Annotated in this window: 17 protein-coding genes; 10 read left to right on the top strand and 7 right to left on the bottom strand. The window is 57.0% G+C overall.

The genetic code is table 11. The features are described 5' to 3' along the window. Nucleotides 1-14 precede the first annotated feature (14 nt). Genes pgeF through lgt form a run of 3 tightly spaced genes read right to left on the bottom strand, consistent with a single transcriptional unit; the run spans nt 15 to nt 2721 of the window. A complete protein-coding gene (gene pgeF / locus AC2FIB_RS05440) occupies nt 15-773 on the bottom strand; it encodes a peptidoglycan editing factor PgeF (protein WP_496733901.1) in 759 nt (252 codons plus the stop codon). Then, nucleotides 770-1837, bottom strand: coding sequence for a class I SAM-dependent methyltransferase (locus AC2FIB_RS05435; protein ID WP_496733902.1), 1068 nt, complete (start codon nt 1835-1837; stop codon nt 770-772). The genes pgeF and AC2FIB_RS05435 overlap by 4 nt, the downstream gene beginning before the upstream one ends. Next, the gene (gene lgt / locus AC2FIB_RS05430; RefSeq protein WP_496733904.1) at nt 1834-2721 is read right to left on the bottom strand and encodes a prolipoprotein diacylglyceryl transferase; all 888 of its coding nucleotides are present in this window, start codon (nt 2719-2721) and stop codon (nt 1834-1836) included. Before lgt ends, AC2FIB_RS05435 begins: the two co-directional genes overlap by 4 nt. Nucleotides 2722-2818: 97 nt before the next feature. Between lgt and AC2FIB_RS05425 the strand changes: the two genes are divergently transcribed. From AC2FIB_RS05425 to AC2FIB_RS05405, 5 genes are all read left to right on the top strand, one after another. Then, a complete protein-coding gene (locus AC2FIB_RS05425; RefSeq protein ID WP_108859295.1) occupies nt 2819-3067 on the top strand; it encodes an accessory factor UbiK family protein in 249 nt (82 codons plus the stop codon). A 313-nt stretch (nt 3068-3380) separates the two neighbouring features. Beyond that, nucleotides 3381-3881, top strand: coding sequence for a type III secretion system chaperone family protein (locus AC2FIB_RS05420; RefSeq protein WP_058275545.1), 501 nt, complete (start codon nt 3381-3383; stop codon nt 3879-3881). A gap of 36 nt (nt 3882-3917) precedes the next feature. After that, nucleotides 3918-4733: a pyrroline-5-carboxylate reductase gene (gene proC, locus AC2FIB_RS05415; protein ID WP_496733905.1), complete on the top strand. Its 816-nt coding sequence runs from the start codon at nt 3918-3920 to the stop codon at nt 4731-4733. Beyond that, entirely contained in the window at nt 4726-5064 is a 339-nt protein-coding gene (locus AC2FIB_RS05410) for a tRNA-binding protein (RefSeq protein WP_282118993.1), read from the top strand. Before proC ends, AC2FIB_RS05410 begins: the two co-directional genes overlap by 8 nt. Further along, the gene (locus AC2FIB_RS05405) at nt 5064-6014 is read left to right on the top strand and encodes a 2-hydroxyacid dehydrogenase (protein WP_496841801.1); all 951 of its coding nucleotides are present in this window, start codon (nt 5064-5066) and stop codon (nt 6012-6014) included. The genes AC2FIB_RS05410 and AC2FIB_RS05405 overlap by 1 nt, the downstream gene beginning before the upstream one ends. Here the strand turns inward: AC2FIB_RS05405 and AC2FIB_RS05400 are convergent. Next, nucleotides 6011-6589, bottom strand: a complete 579-nt coding sequence (locus AC2FIB_RS05400; protein WP_496733908.1) for a thymidine kinase — start codon at nt 6587-6589, stop codon at nt 6011-6013. The two genes, AC2FIB_RS05405 and AC2FIB_RS05400, sit on opposite strands and share 4 nt — an antisense overlap. 355 nt (nt 6590-6944) lie before the next feature. On the opposite strand from AC2FIB_RS05400, the gene AC2FIB_RS05395 reads away from it, so the two are divergent. Both AC2FIB_RS05395 and AC2FIB_RS05390 read left to right on the top strand, forming a co-directional pair. Further along, complete coding sequence (locus tag AC2FIB_RS05395) at nt 6945-7406, top strand: hypothetical protein (RefSeq protein ID WP_496733910.1); 462 nt, start codon at nt 6945-6947, stop codon at nt 7404-7406. Nucleotides 7407-7469: 63 nt separating this feature from the next. Then, nucleotides 7470-8474 (top strand): hypothetical protein, encoded by a 1005-nt coding sequence (locus AC2FIB_RS05390; protein ID WP_496733912.1) that lies wholly within the window; start codon nt 7470-7472, stop codon nt 8472-8474. 10 nt (nt 8475-8484) lie between these two features. On the opposite strand, the gene AC2FIB_RS05385 is transcribed toward AC2FIB_RS05390, so the two are convergent. Beyond that, nucleotides 8485-9609: a beta-ketoacyl-ACP synthase III gene (locus tag AC2FIB_RS05385; protein WP_496733914.1), complete on the bottom strand. Its 1125-nt coding sequence runs from the start codon at nt 9607-9609 to the stop codon at nt 8485-8487. Between the two features lie 168 nt (nt 9610-9777). On the opposite strand from AC2FIB_RS05385, the gene AC2FIB_RS05380 reads away from it, so the two are divergent. The 3 genes from AC2FIB_RS05380 to AC2FIB_RS05370 are packed head-to-tail and all read left to right on the top strand — an operon-like array spanning nt 9778 to nt 14338. Beyond that, the gene (locus AC2FIB_RS05380) at nt 9778-10245 is read left to right on the top strand and encodes a MarR family winged helix-turn-helix transcriptional regulator (protein WP_496733916.1); all 468 of its coding nucleotides are present in this window, start codon (nt 9778-9780) and stop codon (nt 10243-10245) included. After that, the gene (locus tag AC2FIB_RS05375; RefSeq protein WP_496841800.1) at nt 10242-11279 is read left to right on the top strand and encodes an efflux RND transporter periplasmic adaptor subunit; all 1038 of its coding nucleotides are present in this window, start codon (nt 10242-10244) and stop codon (nt 11277-11279) included. The genes AC2FIB_RS05380 and AC2FIB_RS05375 overlap by 4 nt, the downstream gene beginning before the upstream one ends. Before the next feature lie 11 nt (nt 11280-11290). Then, the gene (locus tag AC2FIB_RS05370) at nt 11291-14338 is read left to right on the top strand and encodes an efflux RND transporter permease subunit (RefSeq protein WP_496841799.1); all 3048 of its coding nucleotides are present in this window, start codon (nt 11291-11293) and stop codon (nt 14336-14338) included. A 52-nt stretch (nt 14339-14390) separates the two neighbouring features. Here AC2FIB_RS05370 and AC2FIB_RS05365 read toward each other — a convergent pair whose 3' ends face one another. Further along, entirely contained in the window at nt 14391-15539 is a 1149-nt protein-coding gene (locus AC2FIB_RS05365; RefSeq protein WP_496841798.1) for a hypothetical protein, read from the bottom strand. Nucleotides 15540-16014: 475 nt separating this feature from the next. Then, nucleotides 16015-19359 carry a carbamoyl-phosphate synthase large subunit gene (gene carB / locus AC2FIB_RS05360; RefSeq protein WP_496733921.1) on the bottom strand — a complete coding sequence of 1115 codons (3345 nt, stop codon included), beginning with the start codon at nt 19357-19359 and terminating at the stop codon, nt 16015-16017. Between the last annotated feature and the right edge of the window lie 33 nt (nt 19360-19392).

Genomic DNA, 19392 nt, shown 5'->3' with positions numbered 1-19392 from the left:
ATTTCGGGCGCGGTCTATAATTTAATGGCAGAAATCAGGCGGCCATAGTCGGCCTCTTTAGTGTGGGTGGACCGGCGGTACGAATAGAATCTGTCCGGGTCCGAATAGGTGCAGTGCCGCGTCCACTCAGCGCGCCCGATGCCTGCCTGCCGCAGCCTGTGCAGGCCAAATGCAGGCAGGTCGAACTGCAGCCGATCCCCATTGCCATTCGCAAAGAACCTGAGGTTTTCGGGTGAATCCGCCGCGAATTCATCCAGAAAATCTGGACCGACCTCATAGGCGTTTTGAGAAATCGTAGGACCAATGACAGCCACGGTGTTTTCCCGCCTTGCGCCCAATGCCTCCATCGCGTCCAGGGTTGCCTCCAATACACCGTCCAACGCTCCGCGCCACCCGGCATGCGCAGCCCCGATCACATTCGCGTCAGAATCGGCAAACAGGACCGGTTGGCAATCCGCTGTCAGAATCGTCAGTGCCAGTCCCGGGGTTGCGGTGACAACCGCATCCGCTTTGGGTTTGTCGCCATTTATCGGAGCGTCCACCGTCAGAACAGTTGGGGAATGCACTTGATGCACACCAACCAAAGCGTCCGGGTTGACTTCCATCGCGGCGGCCACGCGCTGACGGTTCACCGCCACTGCTTCGGTTTGGTCAGACGAGCCATAGCCGCAGTTCAAACCCGCGAATATTCCGGAAGACGCACCGCCCCGACGGCTGAAGAACCCGTGGCGGACAGGCGATAGGACGTCCGAGGTCAGAATTTCCAATGTCATGGTTCCAGTCCCGGTGGAGGTGCAGCGTAAGAAGGATAGAGACCCAGTACTTTGAACAGATTTCCCATTTCCTCGGGATGCGTCAACCGGCGATGTGCAGCAATGAGCGTCTCAAGCTCAGACTCGCCGAGTGGCGCAGCCAGCGCCTGCGCGCGGGCCGTGATGCCCAACCGTTCCAGAAACATGCCCTGAGGTGTTAGCTTTGTATGGGCGCAACCGGCGGCCCGTGCGGCTTTGGCAAGGGGCTCGAAATCTACATGCGCGGTCAGATCCGCCCGACCCGGAGATTGCAGGGGATCAACACGTTCATGTGATTGCAAAGCTTGAAACGTGTCGCCCAGCGAATGCCAGTCACCGTAATCCACGATCAGACCCGCCCCGCCATAAGTGGCGATCCGCCCAGCGATCACGGTCAGGATCGGAATTGCGGCCGCGCAAAGTTCAACCAGATCGCCATCTTGGGTGTCTATCATGCGATCCGTTAGCGCGACCTGAGCTGTGTTCGGCCCCAGCCCATACGTCAGCGATTCGCCCTGCACACCGATCAGACGTTCGCACCAGCCATCGCCGTCACGTATGAATTGGCGGACTGGCAGGGCATCAAAAAATTCGTTCGCCACCAGAAACAGGGGTGCATCGGGGAGGTCTGTGAGCATATCGATCCAACGCGGGTTGTGACCGCTCAGCGATTGCGCCTGTCTGTCCCGCAGGGCAGGGGAGGCTTCGAACAAAACAATTTCTGCGGCCCCGTGAAACCCGGATACGCTGCTGGTTGCGCGCAGGATATCCGCCATCAGTGTGCCGCGACCCGGTCCCAACTCTGCTAGAATGAATCTGTCCGGCTTGTCCTGATCCATCCAGCTTTGCGCCAGTGCAAGTCCGATCATTTCTCCGAACATCTGGCTGATTTCCGGGGCGGTGGTGAAATCCCCCTGCGCGCCCAGCGGATCACGAGTGGTGTAGTATCCAAACTTGGGGTTCAGCAGGCATTCAGTCATGAAATCGGCCACGCTCATCGGGCCATTCAGCGCAATTTGCGCCAGTAGGTGATCCTTAAGGTTCATTGAGTGCGTCGCGCGCGCAGCGCAAACCACAGGCCAAGCGCGATCATTGGCAGCGACAGCATTTGCCCCATGGTCAGGCCATAACCACCCACGTGCCATGCCAGCCCCAGCGGATTCCCGGCCGAGACGAACTGTGCGTCAGGCTGACGAAAGAACTCAACAATGAAACGCGAGGCACCATAACCTGCCAGAAATACACCCATCACCAGACCGGGCTTGTGAAACGCCCCACGTCGATAGGCCATCCACAGCAAAAGTGCGCCCAGCAACAAACCTTCCAGTGCGGCTTCATAAAGTTGCGAAGGGTGTCTGGCACACATCCCGGCCAAAACACCCGGGCAGTCCTGTGCGGCGGCACCTGGAAAGATCACTGCCCATGGAACGTCGCTGGGTCGCCCCCAAAGCTCGGCATTAGTGAAGTTCGCCAACCGCCCTAACAACAGCCCGGGCGGCACAGCATGTGCGATCAGATCAGCCAAAGACAATACCGGCACCTGGTAACGCCGAGCATAGAGATAGGACGCAACGACAACCCCCAGCAGACCACCATGGAAGGCCATGCCGCCCTGCCAGATCATCAAAATCTCTAGTGGATGCGATAAGTAATAGGCCGGTTGATAAAACAGAACGAATCCCAGTCGCCCGCCGAGAATCACCCCAAGGATGATCCAGGTGATCAGATCCTCTAGTTGCTGCGGTTTCATCGGTGGTGTTTGATCAGGCCAAAGGGCCGGACGCTTCAGCGCCGCAGTACCCAATCGCCATGCGATCAGAATACCGGCGATATAGGCCAGCGCGTACCATCTAAGTGCGAACTCCATCCCGAACAGCGAGATCGAGAAAACTTCGGGCGAAAGGTCGGGGAAATTCAGAACAGCCTGCATGTGCGTCTCATTGCCCGGGGTTAGCGGGGCAAGTCAACCTTGAGCCCGGGCCATTCTTTACCCATATAGAGACCAACCGCGATACCGGAGTAAAGCCATGCAAACCCGTAACAAGATTCTTGATGACGTTTCCCAACTGATGACCAATGCCATGGGCGTGGCCCAAGGCGCGAAGGACGAGGCCGAAAACGCGATGAAGTCGATGATCGACCGCTGGCTGGCCGACCGCGATTTCGTCACGCGCGAAGAGTTTGATGCTGTGCGCGCCATGGCCCAGAAAGCGCGCGAAGAGAACGCCGCACTTGAGGCGCGCATTGCGGCGCTTGAAGCCAAACTGGACAAATAAGTTCCGCACACTCGAGATTTTGAAAAAAGAAAACCGCCGCGCAATCCACGCTGGGATTGTGCGGTGATGTGTATTCTGACGCCTTACCAAATTTAATCAAGACAAAGCTGGCGGTAGCACCAATATTTTGATCGCCGTTGCTGACTGTCCACAACTTATTGCTGTTATCCCCAACAAATAGGGTTGCCAGATCCCTGCCTGCGGCGCACCATATCTAGTACAGGCAGACTGGGGAAGCCCGGCTTGTAGAGCAAGCAACTAGCGCTGGGGCGCTGCCAGCCCCTAAAAGGCTAGAGATTAGTGAGGTGGCATTATGGCCCTTTCCGAACAGTTTCTCGAAGAAGACCTTCATCCAATCGACATTGTTGAACATCTTGCCGAACATCACGACTGGGATTTCGACCGGATCGGGGATGATCAGATTGCCATGGCTGTCGAAGGACAGTGGCGCACCTATTCGATCACCTTGGCCTGGTCCAACTATGACGAAACGCTCCGCATGGTGTGTTCTTTCGAAATGGAACCGCCTTCCGAACGCGAAAACGTGCTTTATGAGCTGCTCAACAAGATGAACGATCAGTGCTGGGCCGGGGCGTTCACCTACTGGGCCAATCAAAAGCTGATGGTCTACAGGTATGGTTTGGTTCTAGCGGGTGGCCAGATGGCCAGCCCGGAACAGATCGACACGATGATCACCGCTGCGGTTCTGAGCGCCGAGCGCTATTACCCCGCGATCCAACTGGTCACCTGGGGCAACCGCGATCCCGAGGATGCAATGCAGGTCGCCATTGCAGAGGCCTACGGCCGCGCGTAAAGCTTTGCCCCAAACCGGATAAGGAGAGGGGCAATCATGGACATGTCACGCGTCGCCGAGCAGGGGCTGGTTCTTCTGGGGTGCGGCAAGATGGGTTCGGCCATGCTCACCGGTTGGTTGGAGCATGGCCTTCCTACGTCAGCCGTATGGGTGATCGACCCTTATCCATCTGATTGGTTGAAAGCGCTAGGCGTCAATATCAATACTCCGTTGCCCGAGGCCCCGGCGGTTGTGCTGGTGGCCGTAAAACCTCAGATGATGGGCGAGGCGCTACCGGCAATCAAAGCGCTGGGCGGAGGCCGCAGCCTATTCGTCTCAGTCGCTGCGGGTACTTCAATTGCTACGTTTGAGGATGTGTTGGGCGATGGCACACCTATCGTGCGGGCGATGCCGAACACACCGGCTGCCATCCGTCAGGGAATTACTGCGTTGATAGGCAATTCGGCCGCTTCGGACAACGATGTTGCCTTGGCAGAAAACCTATTGTCCGCAATCGGAGACACGGTTCGTCTGGATGATGAGGCGCAGATGGATGCTGTGACGGGCCTCAGCGGTTCGGGGCCAGCTTACGTCTTCCACTTGATCGAAACGCTGGCAGCTGCCGGACAAGCGCAGGGCCTGAGCCATGAATTGGCGATGAAGCTGGCCAAATCCACAGTCGCCGGGGCAGGGGCCCTTGCTATGGCCGCTGAAGAAGACCCCTCGCAATTGCGCGTAAACGTGACCTCTCCCAATGGCACAACGCAGGCCGCGCTTGAAGTGCTGATGCATGAGGAAGAAGGTTTCCCCGACCTGCTGCACCGCGCCGTCAAGGCCGCAACTGACCGATCCAAGGAGCTGTCCCGTGAGTGAGATTTCATTCGACGATTTTCTGAAGGTCGACATCCGCGTCGGCAAGGTCATCCGGGCAGAACCCTATCCTGAGGCCCGTAAGCCCGCGATCAAGATGTGGATCGACTTTGGTGACGATATTGGCGAGCGCCGAACCTCAGCCCAGATAACGGCGCATTACGATCCGGAGACGCTGGTGGGCAAGCAGGTGATGGCTGTTGTCAATTTCCCGCCGCGCCAGATCGGCAAGTTCATGTCCGAGGTTCTGGTGCTGGGCCTGCCCGATGACAAGGGCGAGATCGTTCTGATCGGGCCGGATGGCGAGGTTCCAACCGGCGGACGGATGCACTGATGAAACTTTTGATCGCACGCCCCATGACCGCCGCTGTTGAGGCGCGCGCCCGCGCCGAGTTCGACGTCGAAATCCGCAGCAGCACGTTGCCAATGTCGCCCGAAGAAATGCGGCGCGCGTTGGCTGAGTTCGATGTGGTGGTTCCGACGCTGGGGGATCAATTTTCGGCCACAATCTTCTCCGAAATGCCGCAACCGCGCTGTAAACTGCTGGCCAATTTTGGTGTGGGGTACAACCACATCGACGTCGATGCCGCGCAGGTCGCAGGGGTTCAGGTCACTAACACCCCCGGTGCAGTTACCGATGCCACTGCTGACATCGCGATGACCTTGCTGTTGTCGACCGCGCGTCGCGCGGGCGAGGGGGAACGGCTGGTCCGTTCGGGCAAATGGCAAGGCTGGCATCCGACCCAAATGCTGGGTCATCACGTGACCGGAAAACGCGTTGGGATCGTCGGGATGGGCCGCATTGGTCAGGCGATTGCGTGGCGTTGCCATTTTGGTTTCGGGATGGACGTGGCGTACCAGTCGCGCAGCCCGAAAGAGGTGGAATTTCCCGCAGAAAATATACCCGACTTGAAAGAACTGGCCACTGCGGTCGATTTCCTGGTGCTCGCCGTGCCCGGCGGTGCGCGAACGCGCCACCTGATCAATGCGCCGGTGCTGGAGGCGATGAAACCTTCGGGCATCTTGATCAACATCGCGCGCGGAGAAGTTGTGCACGAATTCGCACTGATCAACGCCCTGCAATCAGGTCAGATCGCAGGCGCGGGCCTTGATGTGTATGAGTTCGAACCCACCGTTCCGCAGGCCCTGCGCGATATGGAGAATGTGACGATATTGCCCCATCTTGGCACCGCGACCGAAGAGGTCCGCACCGATATGGGGCATATAGCGCTGGATAACGTTACAGCTTTCGTCGCGGGGCGATCTTTGCCGAACCCGGTCTAGCGCCCGACGGCCTCGCGCCAATGTTTGCGGCAGAGCGAAACATAGGTTTCATTGCCGCCGATCTGTACCTGTGCGCCTTCGGTGATGGCGTTGCCGTATTCGTCCTGACGGATGACCATCGTGGCCTTGCGCCCACACTCGCAAATGGTCCGCACTTCGCGCATCTCGTCCGCCAGTGCCAGCAAGGCAGCGGAGCCGGGAAACAGGTGGCCCTGAAAATCCACGCGCAAGCCATAGGCAAGGACAGGCACCCGCAGGTCATCCACTGCGCGGGCCAATTGCCAGACTTGCTCTTCGGTCAGAAATTGCGCCTCATCAATAAAGACGCAGGTGACGTTCCCTTTTTTCAGGCGCTGTTCAATCATCGCAAAAACGTCGGTTTCGGCGGCGAACGTGTCCGCATCGGCCGATATCCCGATCCGCGACGCAATCCTGCCAACACCGGCCCGGCCATCAAGGGCCGCGGTCATCAAATAGGTGTCCATCCCCCTCTCACGGTAATTGTGCGAGGCTTGCAGCAACACGGTCGATTTTCCCGCGTTCATCGTCGAATAATTAAAGTATAGTTTTGCCATGGGTTGGGTCTAAAACGCCTGCCCAATTCGGGCAAGCCATCAATAGCCTTCTATAAGCGACGCCGCCATTATCGTTGCGGAGGTCGAGCGTAAGCCCATTGGGGATGGATCCCCCCGCCCCAACAACGGCGACGCCGTCGGCCAACATGCGGCCTAACCGTAGCGGGACAAGAATACCGACCCGCAATCACTCATTACCGGCATTAAATGCCGCCACTCACTCACAAAACCCCCGCATATCTGAGGGATAGCCAACATATGACATTTCAATTATGAATCGAGTATGGGAATTTTCTTTTCCCTTTCCCCCGCAATGGCAGATTTAGTGGGGCGTGCAGGCAGTAAAGGTAAAAACATGGCAGATATCGGGGCCTACCTGAAAAAACACACAGAAGCGCTGGTTAAAGACGTGGGAATCGAATCCGCGTGCGAGATTACCGGCAAATCCAAAGCCACGTTGGGCCGTTATTATTCTGACAATGTCGAACATACTGATCGGTTCATACCGGTCGATGCGGTGGCGCGGCTTGAGGCAGTGGCAAACTTCCCTCACGTCACCTCGGCGCTTGCCGATCTGAAAAATATCACCCTGTCCTATGATGGGCGCAATGACGACAGCCCCCGCACTGGCGGAGTGAATTCCGACGTCATCGCGCTGAGCCAGCGGTTTGCGATGCTGATGACCGAATATCAATCTGCGATCGAGGATGGCATCATCACGGTGAACGAAGCCAAGCGCCTGTTGAGGGAAACGAGCCAGCTGCAACAGGTCCTGCTGGACATGAAGCTGCACCTGGAAGAGGAAAGCGTGAGCTGACGGCGGTTTGCTTTGTTTTTGCTACGGTCAATTACCCCTCGCATGGGGATCACGCGATAAACTATGTTTGACTTCCATACGCCCAAGCTTCCTAAACCTCTGAATCTTGACCTTGCCTTGCTGAACGGCGGCGGGTCATGTCCGAGCCAGTTCTATGGCCAAACCCATGACGAACAGGATGTTTATGTTCGCTACCGAGGCGGTCGGCTGAGCGTTCAGATTGCTGAAAAACCCGGTGCCGACCCCATCAGCGCCGAGCCGATTTTGTCAGCTGATGTTGGCCCGACCTTAGACGGAACGATTTCGCTGAGGCAGTTCTGCCACTATTTTGGTGTCACTGTTCAGGGTGTTGTACCCACGGAAACCAGCCCTGATGCAGACAGAAACACTGACCTGTCCGGACAAACAACCTACCTTCGAGCTTACTTGGACCGGATCACGCTCGAAACGTCTCGGGTAATTTTAAAGGTCTGTACGCAGGCTTTTCCGAAGGCGATTTTGGTGCGCCCGGTCTTGGATGAAAAGTTCAAGCTGAAAGAGTTGGCCGAAGTGACCGCGGACGTGACCGATGACGCTGTCTGGCTAATTGATGGCGCAACGAGCGTTGCTGACATCAAAACAAGTCCCGGCCGCTACGTTTTGCCAAATGAGGGGCAACTCCAGATCTATTTGGGATCCGAACTTTGGAAATGGCCCCGCCCCCGGAACTCGAGCAGAGGCTGTGAACTTGCCTCTCAAGATCTGGGACGAAAGCTGATTGTCGCTGGTTTAAGGGGAATGCCCAAAGATGAAGAAGTGGCGTTTTCCAGTTTTCACATTTCGACACAATTCCCGACGTCGGATATTGCTGCACGGGCCGGGTTGTCCGCACTAGGTGATGCGCTGAAAGCGGTATTGCCCGAAGCTGGTTTAAAGCAGGTCAATTTGGAAACGGATCAGGTTGTAGCGACGTTCACTCGGCCACTAGACCCAGCCTTGTACCAATGGTGTAAGTCAGAGCCAAACCGTTGGTTGGAAGTAACACGCGAGAGCCGCGACGGCCCTTGGCTGGGTGTTTGCCCCGAGTGATCTCGGCATATCACCCGTGGCGCTTAACAATCACCGATCCAACTGAATACCCCGCGCCGAAGGAACAGATCAGGCCGACATCTCCGTCTGACAGATCATCTGAATACTTGGAAAACGCAATGATGGAACCGGCCGAGGACGTGTTTGCATAGTCCTGCAGGATGTTGGGCTGTTCGCCAGACTCGGGTTCGCGTCCCAAAACTTTCTTGCCGATGAAGTCATTCATGGTCTTGTTGGCCTGATGCAACCACAGACGTTTGAGGTCTGTATTCTCCACACCCTCAGATTCCATGTGATCCGAGATGTGCTTGCTGACCATTGGCAGCACTTCTTTGAAGACTTTGCGTCCGTTCTGCATGAACTGCATGTCACGGCGGTCGACCACCCCGTCAGGACGTGAACGACGCAGGAAGCCGTTGTTGTTGCGGATATTGTTCGAGAATTCGGTCGCGCAGCGTGTTGACAGAATTTCGAAATGCGGACCCTTCGCGTCTTCGACCCGCTCGATCAAAGTGGCGGTGGCCACGTCGCCAAAGATGAAATGACAATCGCGGTCGCGCCATTCCAGATGCCCTGAACAAATCTCGGGGTTTACCACCAATGCGGCGCGGACCGAGCCGGAGCGGACCATGTCCGCGGCGGCCTGAATCCCGAAAGTGGCCGAAGAACAGGCGACATTCATATCAAACCCGAACCCGTTGATCCCAAGGGCCTGCTGTATCTCGATAGCAACCGCAGGATAGGCGCGTTCGTGGTTCGAGGCGGCGCAGATCACCAGATCAACGTCCTCAGCGCTGCGCCCGGCCTGTTCCAGCGCCTTTTTACACGCATCCACGGCCATCTCGGTCATGATGCCCGGTTCGTTATCGCCACGTTGACGCAACAATGGATGCATCACGTCAGGGTCCAGAACACCGTCCTTGTCCATCACGTAGCGTTTCTCGATACCCGAGGCCTTGAAGATGAACTCTTCCGACGAATGCTGCATCGGCTCAATCTCACCTGCCGCGATTGCGTCTGCGTTTTGGGCGTTCATCTTGTCGGCATACTTATTGAAAGCCGTGACAAGCTCGGCGTTGGTGATGACGTTTTCGGGGGTGAAAACACCTGAGCCGGTGATCGCGGGCGTGTACATGATAAGACCTGAATGTTTCGGATTCGCCCAAAATGCAGTCATATATGGGTTAGATCAAGAGACGTTGACCCAAGGGAATGTCAAAGTTTGCGCTGAAACCCACTTCACATCTTGAATAGTTCATATTTCGAAGTATATGCGAGGCCAAAGTTACAAACGGATTCACCGATGACCCATGACGATAGCGCGCTGGCCCGCTGCCTCAGTCCTGAAGTGCAGGCGATGATGGGGGTCTATGCGCTCTACTGGAAACTGGAAGAAAGCCTGGACGCATTAGAGGTCGGGTTGAGTCATCAGGAATGCCATATGATGGTCAAGCTTGAGCGACCCAAACGCATGGGCGTTTTGGCTGCAGACATGCTGACGGTGCCATCCACAATCACGTCAACCGCTGACGCGCTGGAAGAGGCAGGGTACCTGACCCGCCAGCGCGATCCAGAAGACCGTCGGGCTTGGTTGTTGGTTCTGACCGACAAGGGGCTTGAGATGCGACAGGTTCTGATGTCCGAGGCGGGAGACCTGTTCCGCCGAGCTTCTGGGCTGGATGCTGACGAAACTGCCGAGTTTGCACGACTGGCCCGGAAGATCCGGGAAAACATAATGAAAACAGGAATTCCTGAGGGATTGAAGAAATGAAACTCTTCACTGTACTGAGCGTCGCTCTGACCGTGTTCGCCGCCTCCGTTTTGGCGCAGGATAGCGCCAAGCCCGTAAAACTAATGATGGTCCAAGAGACATCGCCCGGCTTCTCGCGCCAGTTTTTTGGTCGCGTCGCTGCGCGGCAAACCGTCGATCTGGCCTTTCAGGTTTCCGGGCAAATCGTCGAAATGCCGGTGACCGAGGGGTTCGTGATACCCAAGGGCGAGCTGATCGCGCAACTGGATCAGGAACCATTCCAGCGCCGCTATGACCGCGCTGTCCTGCAAAAGGATCAGGCGGATCGTACCGTGGCCCGTCTTTCTCGTTTGCGCGGAACCACAGCCAGCCAGGTGGCGGTGGACGACGCGGAAACCGAAGCGCAACTGGCGGATATCGCCGTCCGCGATGCCGAATATGATCTGGAACACGCCACACTGACCGCGCCGTTTGACGCGCTGGTCTCACGCCGAACGGTCGAATCTTTTACCACTGTAAACGCAGGGGCGCCCATCGTGCGTATCCACGATATGTCCGAATTGCGGATCGAAGTAGATGTTCCGGAAATCCTGTTCCAACGATCGGGTCAGGAAGATGACATTGCGATTACGGCGAAGTTTCCAACCAGCGACGAGGTCTTCCCCCTGCAGATCCGGGAATTTGACGCCGAAACCTCGAGCGTGGGTCAGACTTTCCGCATCCAATTTGGCCTCACGCCACCTGAAGGATTGCAGATTTTGCCGGGTTCGTCAGTGACCGTGAATGTGAAGGTCCAGGACGCTCGGACAGGTATCGTTGTGCCTGCAACGGCCATCATTTCGGACGCAGAGGGCGGTCTGGGTGTCATGGTGTTTTCACCGGTTGGGGCCGATGAAGGCGCCGTCCAGCTTGTGCCGGTTACCATCGAACCCACGCAGACCGGCGAAGTCCGTGTTCTGACAGGGTTGAACGATGGCGATGAGATCGTCGTCGCGGGTGGCAGCACCTTGACAGATGGTCAAGCCGTTCGCCGCTTTGCTGGCTTTGCGAACTGAAGGGCGGGTTGATGAACATTGCGCGCGCATCCATTGATCGCCCGATCTATACGTGGCTGATAATCCTGATCGCCCTGTTTGGTGGCGTCTGGGGTTTCCTGTCGTTGGGACGTCTGGAAGATCCGGCCTTCACCATCAAAAACGCGGTCATCGTGACCCAATATCCCGGTGCAACCGCTGAACAGGTGGCGCTGGAGGTATCCGAGCCACTAGAATCCGCCATCCAGCAAATGGGTGAGGTTGATACGATCACATCCGTGAACCAGCCCGGTCTTTCGCTGATCGAGGTTGAGATCCAATCAACATATGACGGAACCGAATTACCTGAAATCTGGACCAAACTGCGCGCCAAAGTGCGTGATACGGCCCGCAGTCTGCCCTCCGGTGTGCAGGCACCGCTGGTCAATGACAGGTTCGGCGATGTGTTCGGACTGTTCTATGCGGTAACGGCTGATGGGTTTTCAGACGCTGAAAAACACGAACTGTCGACCTACTTGCGGCGCGAATTGCTGACCGTCGAAGGCGTCGCAGACGTAGAAGTGATGGGCCTGCCGCAAGAGGCGATCTTTGTAGAGCCCGATCTGGCCATCTCGGTGAACCAGAATGTGCCACTGCAGTCCCTCAACGAGGCCATTGCCAATGCGGATTCGGTGAACGCTTCGGGCTCGGTCCGCTCAGAGAATGACCGCACGACCATCCTGACTGCCGAAGGGTCGGACAGTGTCTCAGCGATTGCGGGATTGTCGGTAGGCTCGCAAGGGCAGGTGATCAACCTGTTTGATATGTCCGACGTATTTCGTGGCCGCCAGACCGACCCCGAGGTGATGATCCGGTTCAACGGCACCGAAGCCTTCACATTAGGCATTGCGGGTCTGTCCACCGAAAACATTGTCGAGGTCGGCAAACGCGCTGATGCAAAATTCGCCGAGCTGGATTCGCAAATCCCGTTTGGCGTCGAAATCCTGCCGATCTACCAACAGCACGTGGTGGTCGAGCAGGCTTCGAATGACTTTCTGGTAAATCTCGCCATGTCCGTGACCATTGTGGTTATCGTACTCGCGGTGTTCATGGGATGGCGCGCGGCGGTTGTTGTCGGCTCAACCCTGTTGCTGACCGTGGTGGGAACGCTTCTGTTCATGTCGATGTTCTCGATCGAGATGGAGCGGATTTCGCTGGGCGCGCTGATCATCGCGATGGGTATGTTGGTGGATAACGCCATCGTTGTGGCTGAGGGCATGCAGATCGCGATGCTGCGCGGGAAAAACTCGCGCGATGCTGCGGATGAAGCTGCTTCCAAGACGCAAATCCCGTTGTTGGGCGCGACCGTCATCGGGATCATGGCCTTTGCAGGGATCGGTCTTAGCCCGGATGCGACGGGCGAGTTCCTGTTCTCTCTGTTTGCGGTGATCGGTATTTCACTGCTGCTGAGCTGGGTGCTGGCTCTGACGGTGACACCAATGCTGGGCCACTATTTCTTCAAGCAGGGTGAGGCAGGCGCTGTGGATGCCTATGGCGGGATCATGTTCCGTGTCTACGGCAGCATCCTGCGCTGGGCGCTCCGGTTCCGCTGGCTGGTTGTTGCCGGTTTGATTAGCGTCACTGTTGCCTGTTTCGCCGGGTTTGGACTGGTCAAACAGCAGTTCTTCCCGGATTCGAACACGCCGCTGTTCTTCGTGCACTACAAACTGCCGCAAGGTACGCCCATCGCGCGAACGGCCGAGGATATGGCTGTATTCGAAGAATGGCTGGACAAACGCGACGATGTCGTTGCCGTCACCACATTTGTTGGGCAGGGGGCAACCCGGTTTCTGCTGACCTATTCGGCAGAGAAACCGAACCCCAGCTATGGCCACATGATCATCCGCACCGAAACTCTGGACGACATCCCCGCATTGCAGGCTGATCTAGAGGCGTTTGGCTCGGCTCAATTCCCCGAAGGTGAGTTCCGCACCAAGCGTCTGATCTTTGGCCCTGGCGGCGGTGATCCGATCCAGGCCCGGTTCTCGGGCAGTGATCCGGCCGTTCTGCGGCAGCTTGCGGACGAGGCGATTCAGCGGATGCGCGGTGCGTCCGAGAACGCTTTGCATGTCTATCAGGACTGGCGTGAGAAAGAACTGGCGGTTCAGCCTATCTATGCGACAGAACGAGCGCAAACGGCCGGTGTCACCCGTGAGGATATCGCCGGAACGCTGCAATTTTCGACCGATGGCATCAGGGCGGGTGTCTTCCGGGAACGCGACCGTTTGATCCCGATCATCATCCGCCGGCCTGCGGACGGAGATTACTCGATCGTCGATCAGGTCGTGTACTCGGACCAGTCCGAAAAGTTTGTGCCAATCGAACAGATGGTCGACGGGTTTGAGTACAAATCGCTAAACACGCTGGTTCATCGTCGTGACCGGGTGCTGACCATTACCGTCGGCGCCGAAATTCCGGCGGGTCTGACGGCGGCTCAGGTCCACTCGGAAGTGCGCGCTGCCATCGAAGAGATGGAACTGCCCGCAGGGTATCGCATGGAGTGGGGTGGCGAGTTCGAAAACGCCGGTGACGCCAACGAAAGCCTGGGCCGTCAGTTGCCGGTCAGCCTGCTGATCATGGTGCTGATTTCGGTGCTGATTTTTAACGCCATCCGTCAGCCGATTATCATCTGGTTGCTGGTGCCGATGTCCGTGAATGGCGTAGTCATTGGGCTGCTGGGCACGGGTCTGCCGTTCACATTCACGGCGCTGCTGGGTCTGCTCAGCCTGTCGGGAATGCTGATCAAAAACGGCATCGTACTGGTCGAGGAGATCGATCTGGTCCGCGAAACCGGCAAGGGCCTGCGCGAGTCGATCATCGAGGCCTCGGTCTCACGTCTGCGCCCTGTGATGCTGGCCGCGATCACCACAATTCTGGGCATGGCGCCGTTGCTGACAGATGCGTTCTTCAAGTCCATGGCGGTGACGATTATGGGCGGCCTGGCCTTCGCGACGATCCTGACGATGGTCGCAGCGCCCGTCTTCTACATGATCTTCTTCGCGCGAGATGAAAAGCGTGAGATGAAAAAAGCCGCAGCTTAAAAAAGTTTGCCCGCGGGGCGACCTTTTCAAACAATGTAACCCGGCCAGGTTCTTAACTGGTCGGGTTATTTGCCCAGTTGACGGTGTCAAACACGGCCTCTGTTTCCGAAGCTTGCTCATAATAGGGCATGACGCCTTCTTCGTAGCTTCTCCACGGGCTCGACATGATCGCCTTACAGTGCCAAATGCCACAGTCCTTTGGGGTTATCAGGCTGCCTCGTGATCTCAATAAGCCGATCGTGTGAACGTGCCAAGATGTGAATCCAAAGAGGCCAGACGGCGCGATACAATACTTCGCTCTACATAACTTATCGCCAGGAACATTGCGTATGTGATGCGAATGCCGGAAGTATTCGGTGTGGTTCGCATCAGGGTACCTCCATTCCACACCCAAACGAATGAAGCCTTTGATGCTTTTCTTGGTCAGATCGAAAATTGAGCCGTCTTTACTCCAGACCAGTTCGTCAATGTCGCACTGCAGAACAGCGCGAGCACTAGGAAGGAATCTTAGACGGGCAATGTTCAGCAACGCGGTCTGTAGAAACTTGGTGTTAACTCGTTTCTTGCCCTTTTTGTCCCGTGTCACGACCCCGTAACGAAAAGGGGAGGACAGCACGATCGGATTGCCAATGCCGCCTCGTTTCAGCGCATCGCGGATATCGCCCAACCCATATCTGGATGAAGCATTGTCGAAAAACAACATCTGCTCCAGGCCATGGACTTGACAATGATAGCGGGCAAAATCTTCGATCCATGTCAGGTCGTTGTCCCGCGATTGGGTTACGGCTACGTTTTTTCCGGCGAAAGGGGCCGAGTCGCACTGTACCGAGTTTACGGGGGTTTCAACACACGCCCCATTCCATTCGAACTTCAGTGTCGCGGGCATTTCTTTTGATTGGAAAACGAGGGCGTCATAAAATTCATGCTGTTTCAGACGGGGTTTTCTCGCCTCATTTCTGCCTAGGAAAAACTGTCCTTCCCGGATGATATGATAAAGACCGAACAGCTTGGGGCAGATGACCGTTAAAAGCCCCTTGTCCCAAAAGGCATCGTACCAGAACGTTTCAAAGTCATACAGGTGTTCGGTGTAGTCCGGCCCGGTATGACCCGGCTTCATTTCACGTCGCAGGCCGAGTTCAGAAAGGCTGCTGGAAGCTAAGAAAGGATGACGCTGTTGTGTCAATGTTGTTGTCTCCGACATTATTACGATTTCACCTCAGCATCGCCTTACGCCTGTACCTTGATCGCCCGAGCAGTGGCATTGCTAGCGGCGTTTTATCAAACGCCCGGATCCTATGCCGGATCGTAGTGATAGTAAAACGGGACAACTGGTTTCCGTCGAAATCACGCAGATAGGTGACTAAAAAATCAGGTGGGAAAAAGCCCCGTGTGCCGGGTTCAACTGCATCCGCGTTGCCATGCTATAGACCTGCGGTGTGGAACTCTTTGACTTTCGCGGTGATTTGGACATGCAAAGCAATACGGTTATTGAAGATGTTTCAAATCAAGGGGACAAAGGGTACATCACACGCTGCAAGCGTCATCATTGCGGCGAAAACCATAAACCTGCGCATTTGTTTTTTTCCTTCTGCTCAATCACAGAAAAGATGCGCGCCCGGCGACATGAGGTCAACGGGCGCGCGAAACATTCGGTCGTGTAAGCAGGTTAAGGCCGATCAGCCCTGCAGCGATCTAACCTCAACATCACCCTCGGCCTGCGCCTTGATCGCCAGCGCGGCGGCGTGGCTTGCGGCAGCCGTCGTGTAGTATGGGATCTTGTCATACAGTGCGATGGATCGGATGGCTTTGCTGTCCTCAACCGCTTGCGCGCCTTCGGTGGTGTTCATCAACAGCTGAACTTGGCCGTCTTTCAACATATCGACCACGTCCGGGCGACCCTCATAGACCTTGTTGACGATCTCACAGGCAACGCCCTGCTCGGCCAGCCAGCTTTGTGTGCCACGGGTCGCGACAAGCGAGAAGCCTTGTTCCAGCAGAACCTGAGCGGCTTCAAGCATGGCCGCACCCTTGTCCGCGTCCTTGATCGAGATAAACGCGCGACCCGAGGACGGCAGAACCATGCCTGCGCCCATCTGCGCCTTGAGGAAGGCACGCGGGAAGTCGCGGTCCCAGCCCATGACCTCGCCGGTAGAACGCATTTCCGGGCCCAGAATGGTGTCGACGCCCGGGAAGCGGGCAAAAGGCAAAACAGCCTCTTTCACCGAGAACCACGGCATGTCCGGATCGGCCAGCGTCATCTGGTCGGCAATCTTGGTGTCCTGACCTTCCTTATATGCGGGGCGCATGGGGAAGTTCGACAGTTTTTCACCGGCCATGACGCGCGCTGCAATCGAAGCAATCGCACTGTCGGTCGCCTTGGCCACAAACGGCACGGTCCGCGAGGCGCGCGGGTTCACTTCGATCAGGTAGATCTCATCGCCCTTGATCGCGAACTGCACATTCATCAGGCCGACAACGTTCAGCGCTTTGGCCAGCTTGAACGTCTGGCCCTTGATCTGATCGATAATCTCTGCCGATAGCGAGTAGGGCGGCAGCGAACAGGCCGAGTCGCCGGAATGCACACCGGCCTCTTCGATATGCTGCATGATGCCGGCCACATGCACGTCGGTGCCATCGCACAGCGCATCCACGTCCAGCTCAACTGCACCAGCCAAGTAGCTGTCCAGCAGTACTGGGCTGTCGCCCGAGACGACCACAGCCTCGTTGATGTAGCGCCTCAGTTGGTCCATATCGCGCACGATTTCCATCGCGCGACCGCCCAAAACGTAAGAGGGGCGGATTACCAACGGAAAACCGATCTCTTCAGCAATATCCAGCGCCTGCGCGTCGGTTGAAGCGATGCCGTTTCTGGGCTGTTTCAGGCCCAGATCATTGACCAGCGCCTGAAAGCGTTCACGGTCTTCGGCCAGGTCGATGGCGTCCGGTGTGGTGCCCAGGATCGGAATGCCTTCGGCTTCCAGCGCGTTGGCCAGTTTCAGGGGCGTCTGACCGCCGTACTGAACAATCACGCCGTGCAGGGTGCCGTTTTCCTGTTCCTTCGTCAGGATTTCCATGACGTGTTCGAAAGTCAGTGGTTCAAAATACAGACGATCCGAGGTGTCGTAGTCGGTCGACACGGTCTCGGGGTTGCAGTTGATCATGATGGTTTCATAACCAGCGTCGGTCAGCGCGAAACAGGCGTGGCAGCAGCAATAATCGAACTCGATGCCCTGACCAATCCGGTTCGGACCGCCGCCAAGGATGACAACTTTTTTGCGGTCGCTGGGTCGCGCCTCGCATTCAACGTCACCCATCATGGGGGCTTCGTAGGTCGAGTACATATAGGGCGTCTGCGCCTCGAACTCGGCGGCGCAGGTGTCGATGCGTTTGAACACGGCTGTAACGCCCAGATTGCGGCGCGCCCGGCGGACGTTGTCTTCGTCACGACCAGTCAGATTTCCCAAACGCGCGTCAGTAAAGCCCAGCATCTTGAGCTTACGGATGCCTTCCTCGGTCACGGGCAGGCCGTCTTTACGTACTTGGCGTTCGGCTTCGATGATCTCGCGGATACGGGCAAGGAACCAAGGGTCGAACTTGGTGACGCCAAAGATCTCATCGTCGGTCAGCCCGTGGCGCATTGCTTGCGCGATGGTGCGCAGACGGTCGGGCGTCTGCTGGCTAATCGCCTTGATGACGGCGGCCTTGTCGTCGGCTTCGTCCCAGACACCGACATTCAGGCCGGGGATTTCCACCTCATCAAACCCTGTCAGACCCGATTCCATCGAAGCCAGCGCCTTTTGCATCGATTCGTGGATGGTACGGCCGATAGACATGGCCTCACCCACCGATTTCATGGCGGTGGTCAGATAAGGTTCAGACCCGGGGAATTTCTCGAAGGCGAATTTCGGGATCTTGGTGACGACATAGTCGATGGTCGGCTCAAAGCTGGCCGGGGTGACCTTGGTGATATCGTTGTCCAGTTCGTCCAGCGTGTAGCCCACAGCCAGCTTGGCGGCGATCTTGGCAATCGGGAATCCGGTTGCCTTTGACGCCAGCGCCGAAGACCGCGATACGCGCGGGTTCATCTCGATCACGACCATACGACCGTCGACCGGGTTGATCGCCCATTGCACGTTCGAACCACCGGTCTCGACCCCAATCTCGCGCAGCACGGCAATCGAGTGATTACGCATGACCTGGTATTCTTTGTCGGTCAGCGTCAGGGCCGGGGCAACGGTGATCGAGTCACCTGTGTGCACGCCCATTGGGTCGATGTTTTCGATGGAACATACGATGATGGCATTGTCGGCGGTGTCGCGCACCACCTCCATCTCATATTCTTTCCAGCCCAAAAGGCTTTCATCGATCAGAATCTGGCCCACTGGCGAGGCATCCATGCCGGTCCGACAAATATGGATATAGTCTTCGCGGTTATAAGCCACGCCGCCGCCTGTGCCGCCCAGCGTAAAGGCGGGGCGGATAATGGCCGGCAAGCCCACATTTTCAAGGGTTTCGAGGGCCAGCGCCACACCGGCGTCCAGGTCTTTCTTGCCGCTTTCGTTCTTGGGGGCAGTCACGATCTCGGCCTTGGGGTTTTCGATGCCCAGCCGGTCCATCGCCTCGCGGAACAAGGCGCGGTCTTCGGCCATTTCAATGGCGTCGCGCTTGGCGCCGATCATTTCGACCCCAAACTTGTCCAGCACGCCCATCTCTTCCAGCGCGAGCGAGGTGTTCAGGCCGGTCTGCCCGCCCATGGTGGGCAGCAGCGCGTCGGGGCGTTCTTTTTCAATGATCTTGGCGACAACTTCTGGCGTGATCGGTTCGATATATGTTGCGTCGGCCAGCCCGGGGTCGGTCATGATCGTGGCGGGGTTTGAGTTCACCAGAATGACCCGGTATCCTTCTTCCCGTAGTGCCTTGCAGGCCTGAGCGCCGGAATAGTCGAACTCGCAAGCCTGACCAATAACAATGGGACCTGCCCCGATGATCATGATCGACTGAATGTCGGTTCTTCTCGGCATGGCCACGTTCCTTCGATTGTCCGCGATTCAGGG

It is taken from the genome of Ruegeria sp. YTSA072 (assembly GCF_059610285.1).
This window is presented reverse-complemented; position numbering and strand designations above follow the sequence as displayed.

Coding starts and splice junctions, on each gene's coding strand:
- pgeF (WP_496733901.1), bottom strand. CDS start 773: ATGACATTGGAAATTCTGACCTCGGACGTCCTATCGCCTGTCCGCCAC.
- AC2FIB_RS05435 (WP_496733902.1), bottom strand. CDS start 1,837: ATGAACCTTAAGGATCACCTACTGGCGCAAATTGCGCTGAATGGCCCG.
- lgt (WP_496733904.1), bottom strand. CDS start 2,721: ATGCAGGCTGTTCTGAATTTCCCCGACCTTTCGCCCGAAGTTTTCTCG.
- AC2FIB_RS05425 (WP_108859295.1), top strand. CDS start 2,819: ATGCAAACCCGTAACAAGATTCTTGATGACGTTTCCCAACTGATGACC.
- AC2FIB_RS05420 (WP_058275545.1), top strand. CDS start 3,381: ATGGCCCTTTCCGAACAGTTTCTCGAAGAAGACCTTCATCCAATCGAC.
- proC (WP_496733905.1), top strand. CDS start 3,918: ATGGACATGTCACGCGTCGCCGAGCAGGGGCTGGTTCTTCTGGGGTGC.
- AC2FIB_RS05405 (WP_496841801.1), top strand. CDS start 5,064: ATGAAACTTTTGATCGCACGCCCCATGACCGCCGCTGTTGAGGCGCGC.
- AC2FIB_RS05400 (WP_496733908.1), bottom strand. CDS start 6,589: ATGGCAAAACTATACTTTAATTATTCGACGATGAACGCGGGAAAATCG.
- AC2FIB_RS05395 (WP_496733910.1), top strand. CDS start 6,945: ATGGCAGATATCGGGGCCTACCTGAAAAAACACACAGAAGCGCTGGTT.
- AC2FIB_RS05390 (WP_496733912.1), top strand. CDS start 7,470: ATGTTTGACTTCCATACGCCCAAGCTTCCTAAACCTCTGAATCTTGAC.
- AC2FIB_RS05385 (WP_496733914.1), bottom strand. CDS start 9,609: ATGTACACGCCCGCGATCACCGGCTCAGGTGTTTTCACCCCCGAAAAC.
- AC2FIB_RS05380 (WP_496733916.1), top strand. CDS start 9,778: ATGACCCATGACGATAGCGCGCTGGCCCGCTGCCTCAGTCCTGAAGTG.
- AC2FIB_RS05375 (WP_496841800.1), top strand. CDS start 10,242: ATGAAACTCTTCACTGTACTGAGCGTCGCTCTGACCGTGTTCGCCGCC.
- AC2FIB_RS05370 (WP_496841799.1), top strand. CDS start 11,291: ATGAACATTGCGCGCGCATCCATTGATCGCCCGATCTATACGTGGCTG.
- AC2FIB_RS05365 (WP_496841798.1), bottom strand. CDS start 15,539: ATGTCGGAGACAACAACATTGACACAACAGCGTCATCCTTTCTTAGCT.
- carB (WP_496733921.1), bottom strand. CDS start 19,359: ATGCCGAGAAGAACCGACATTCAGTCGATCATGATCATCGGGGCAGGT.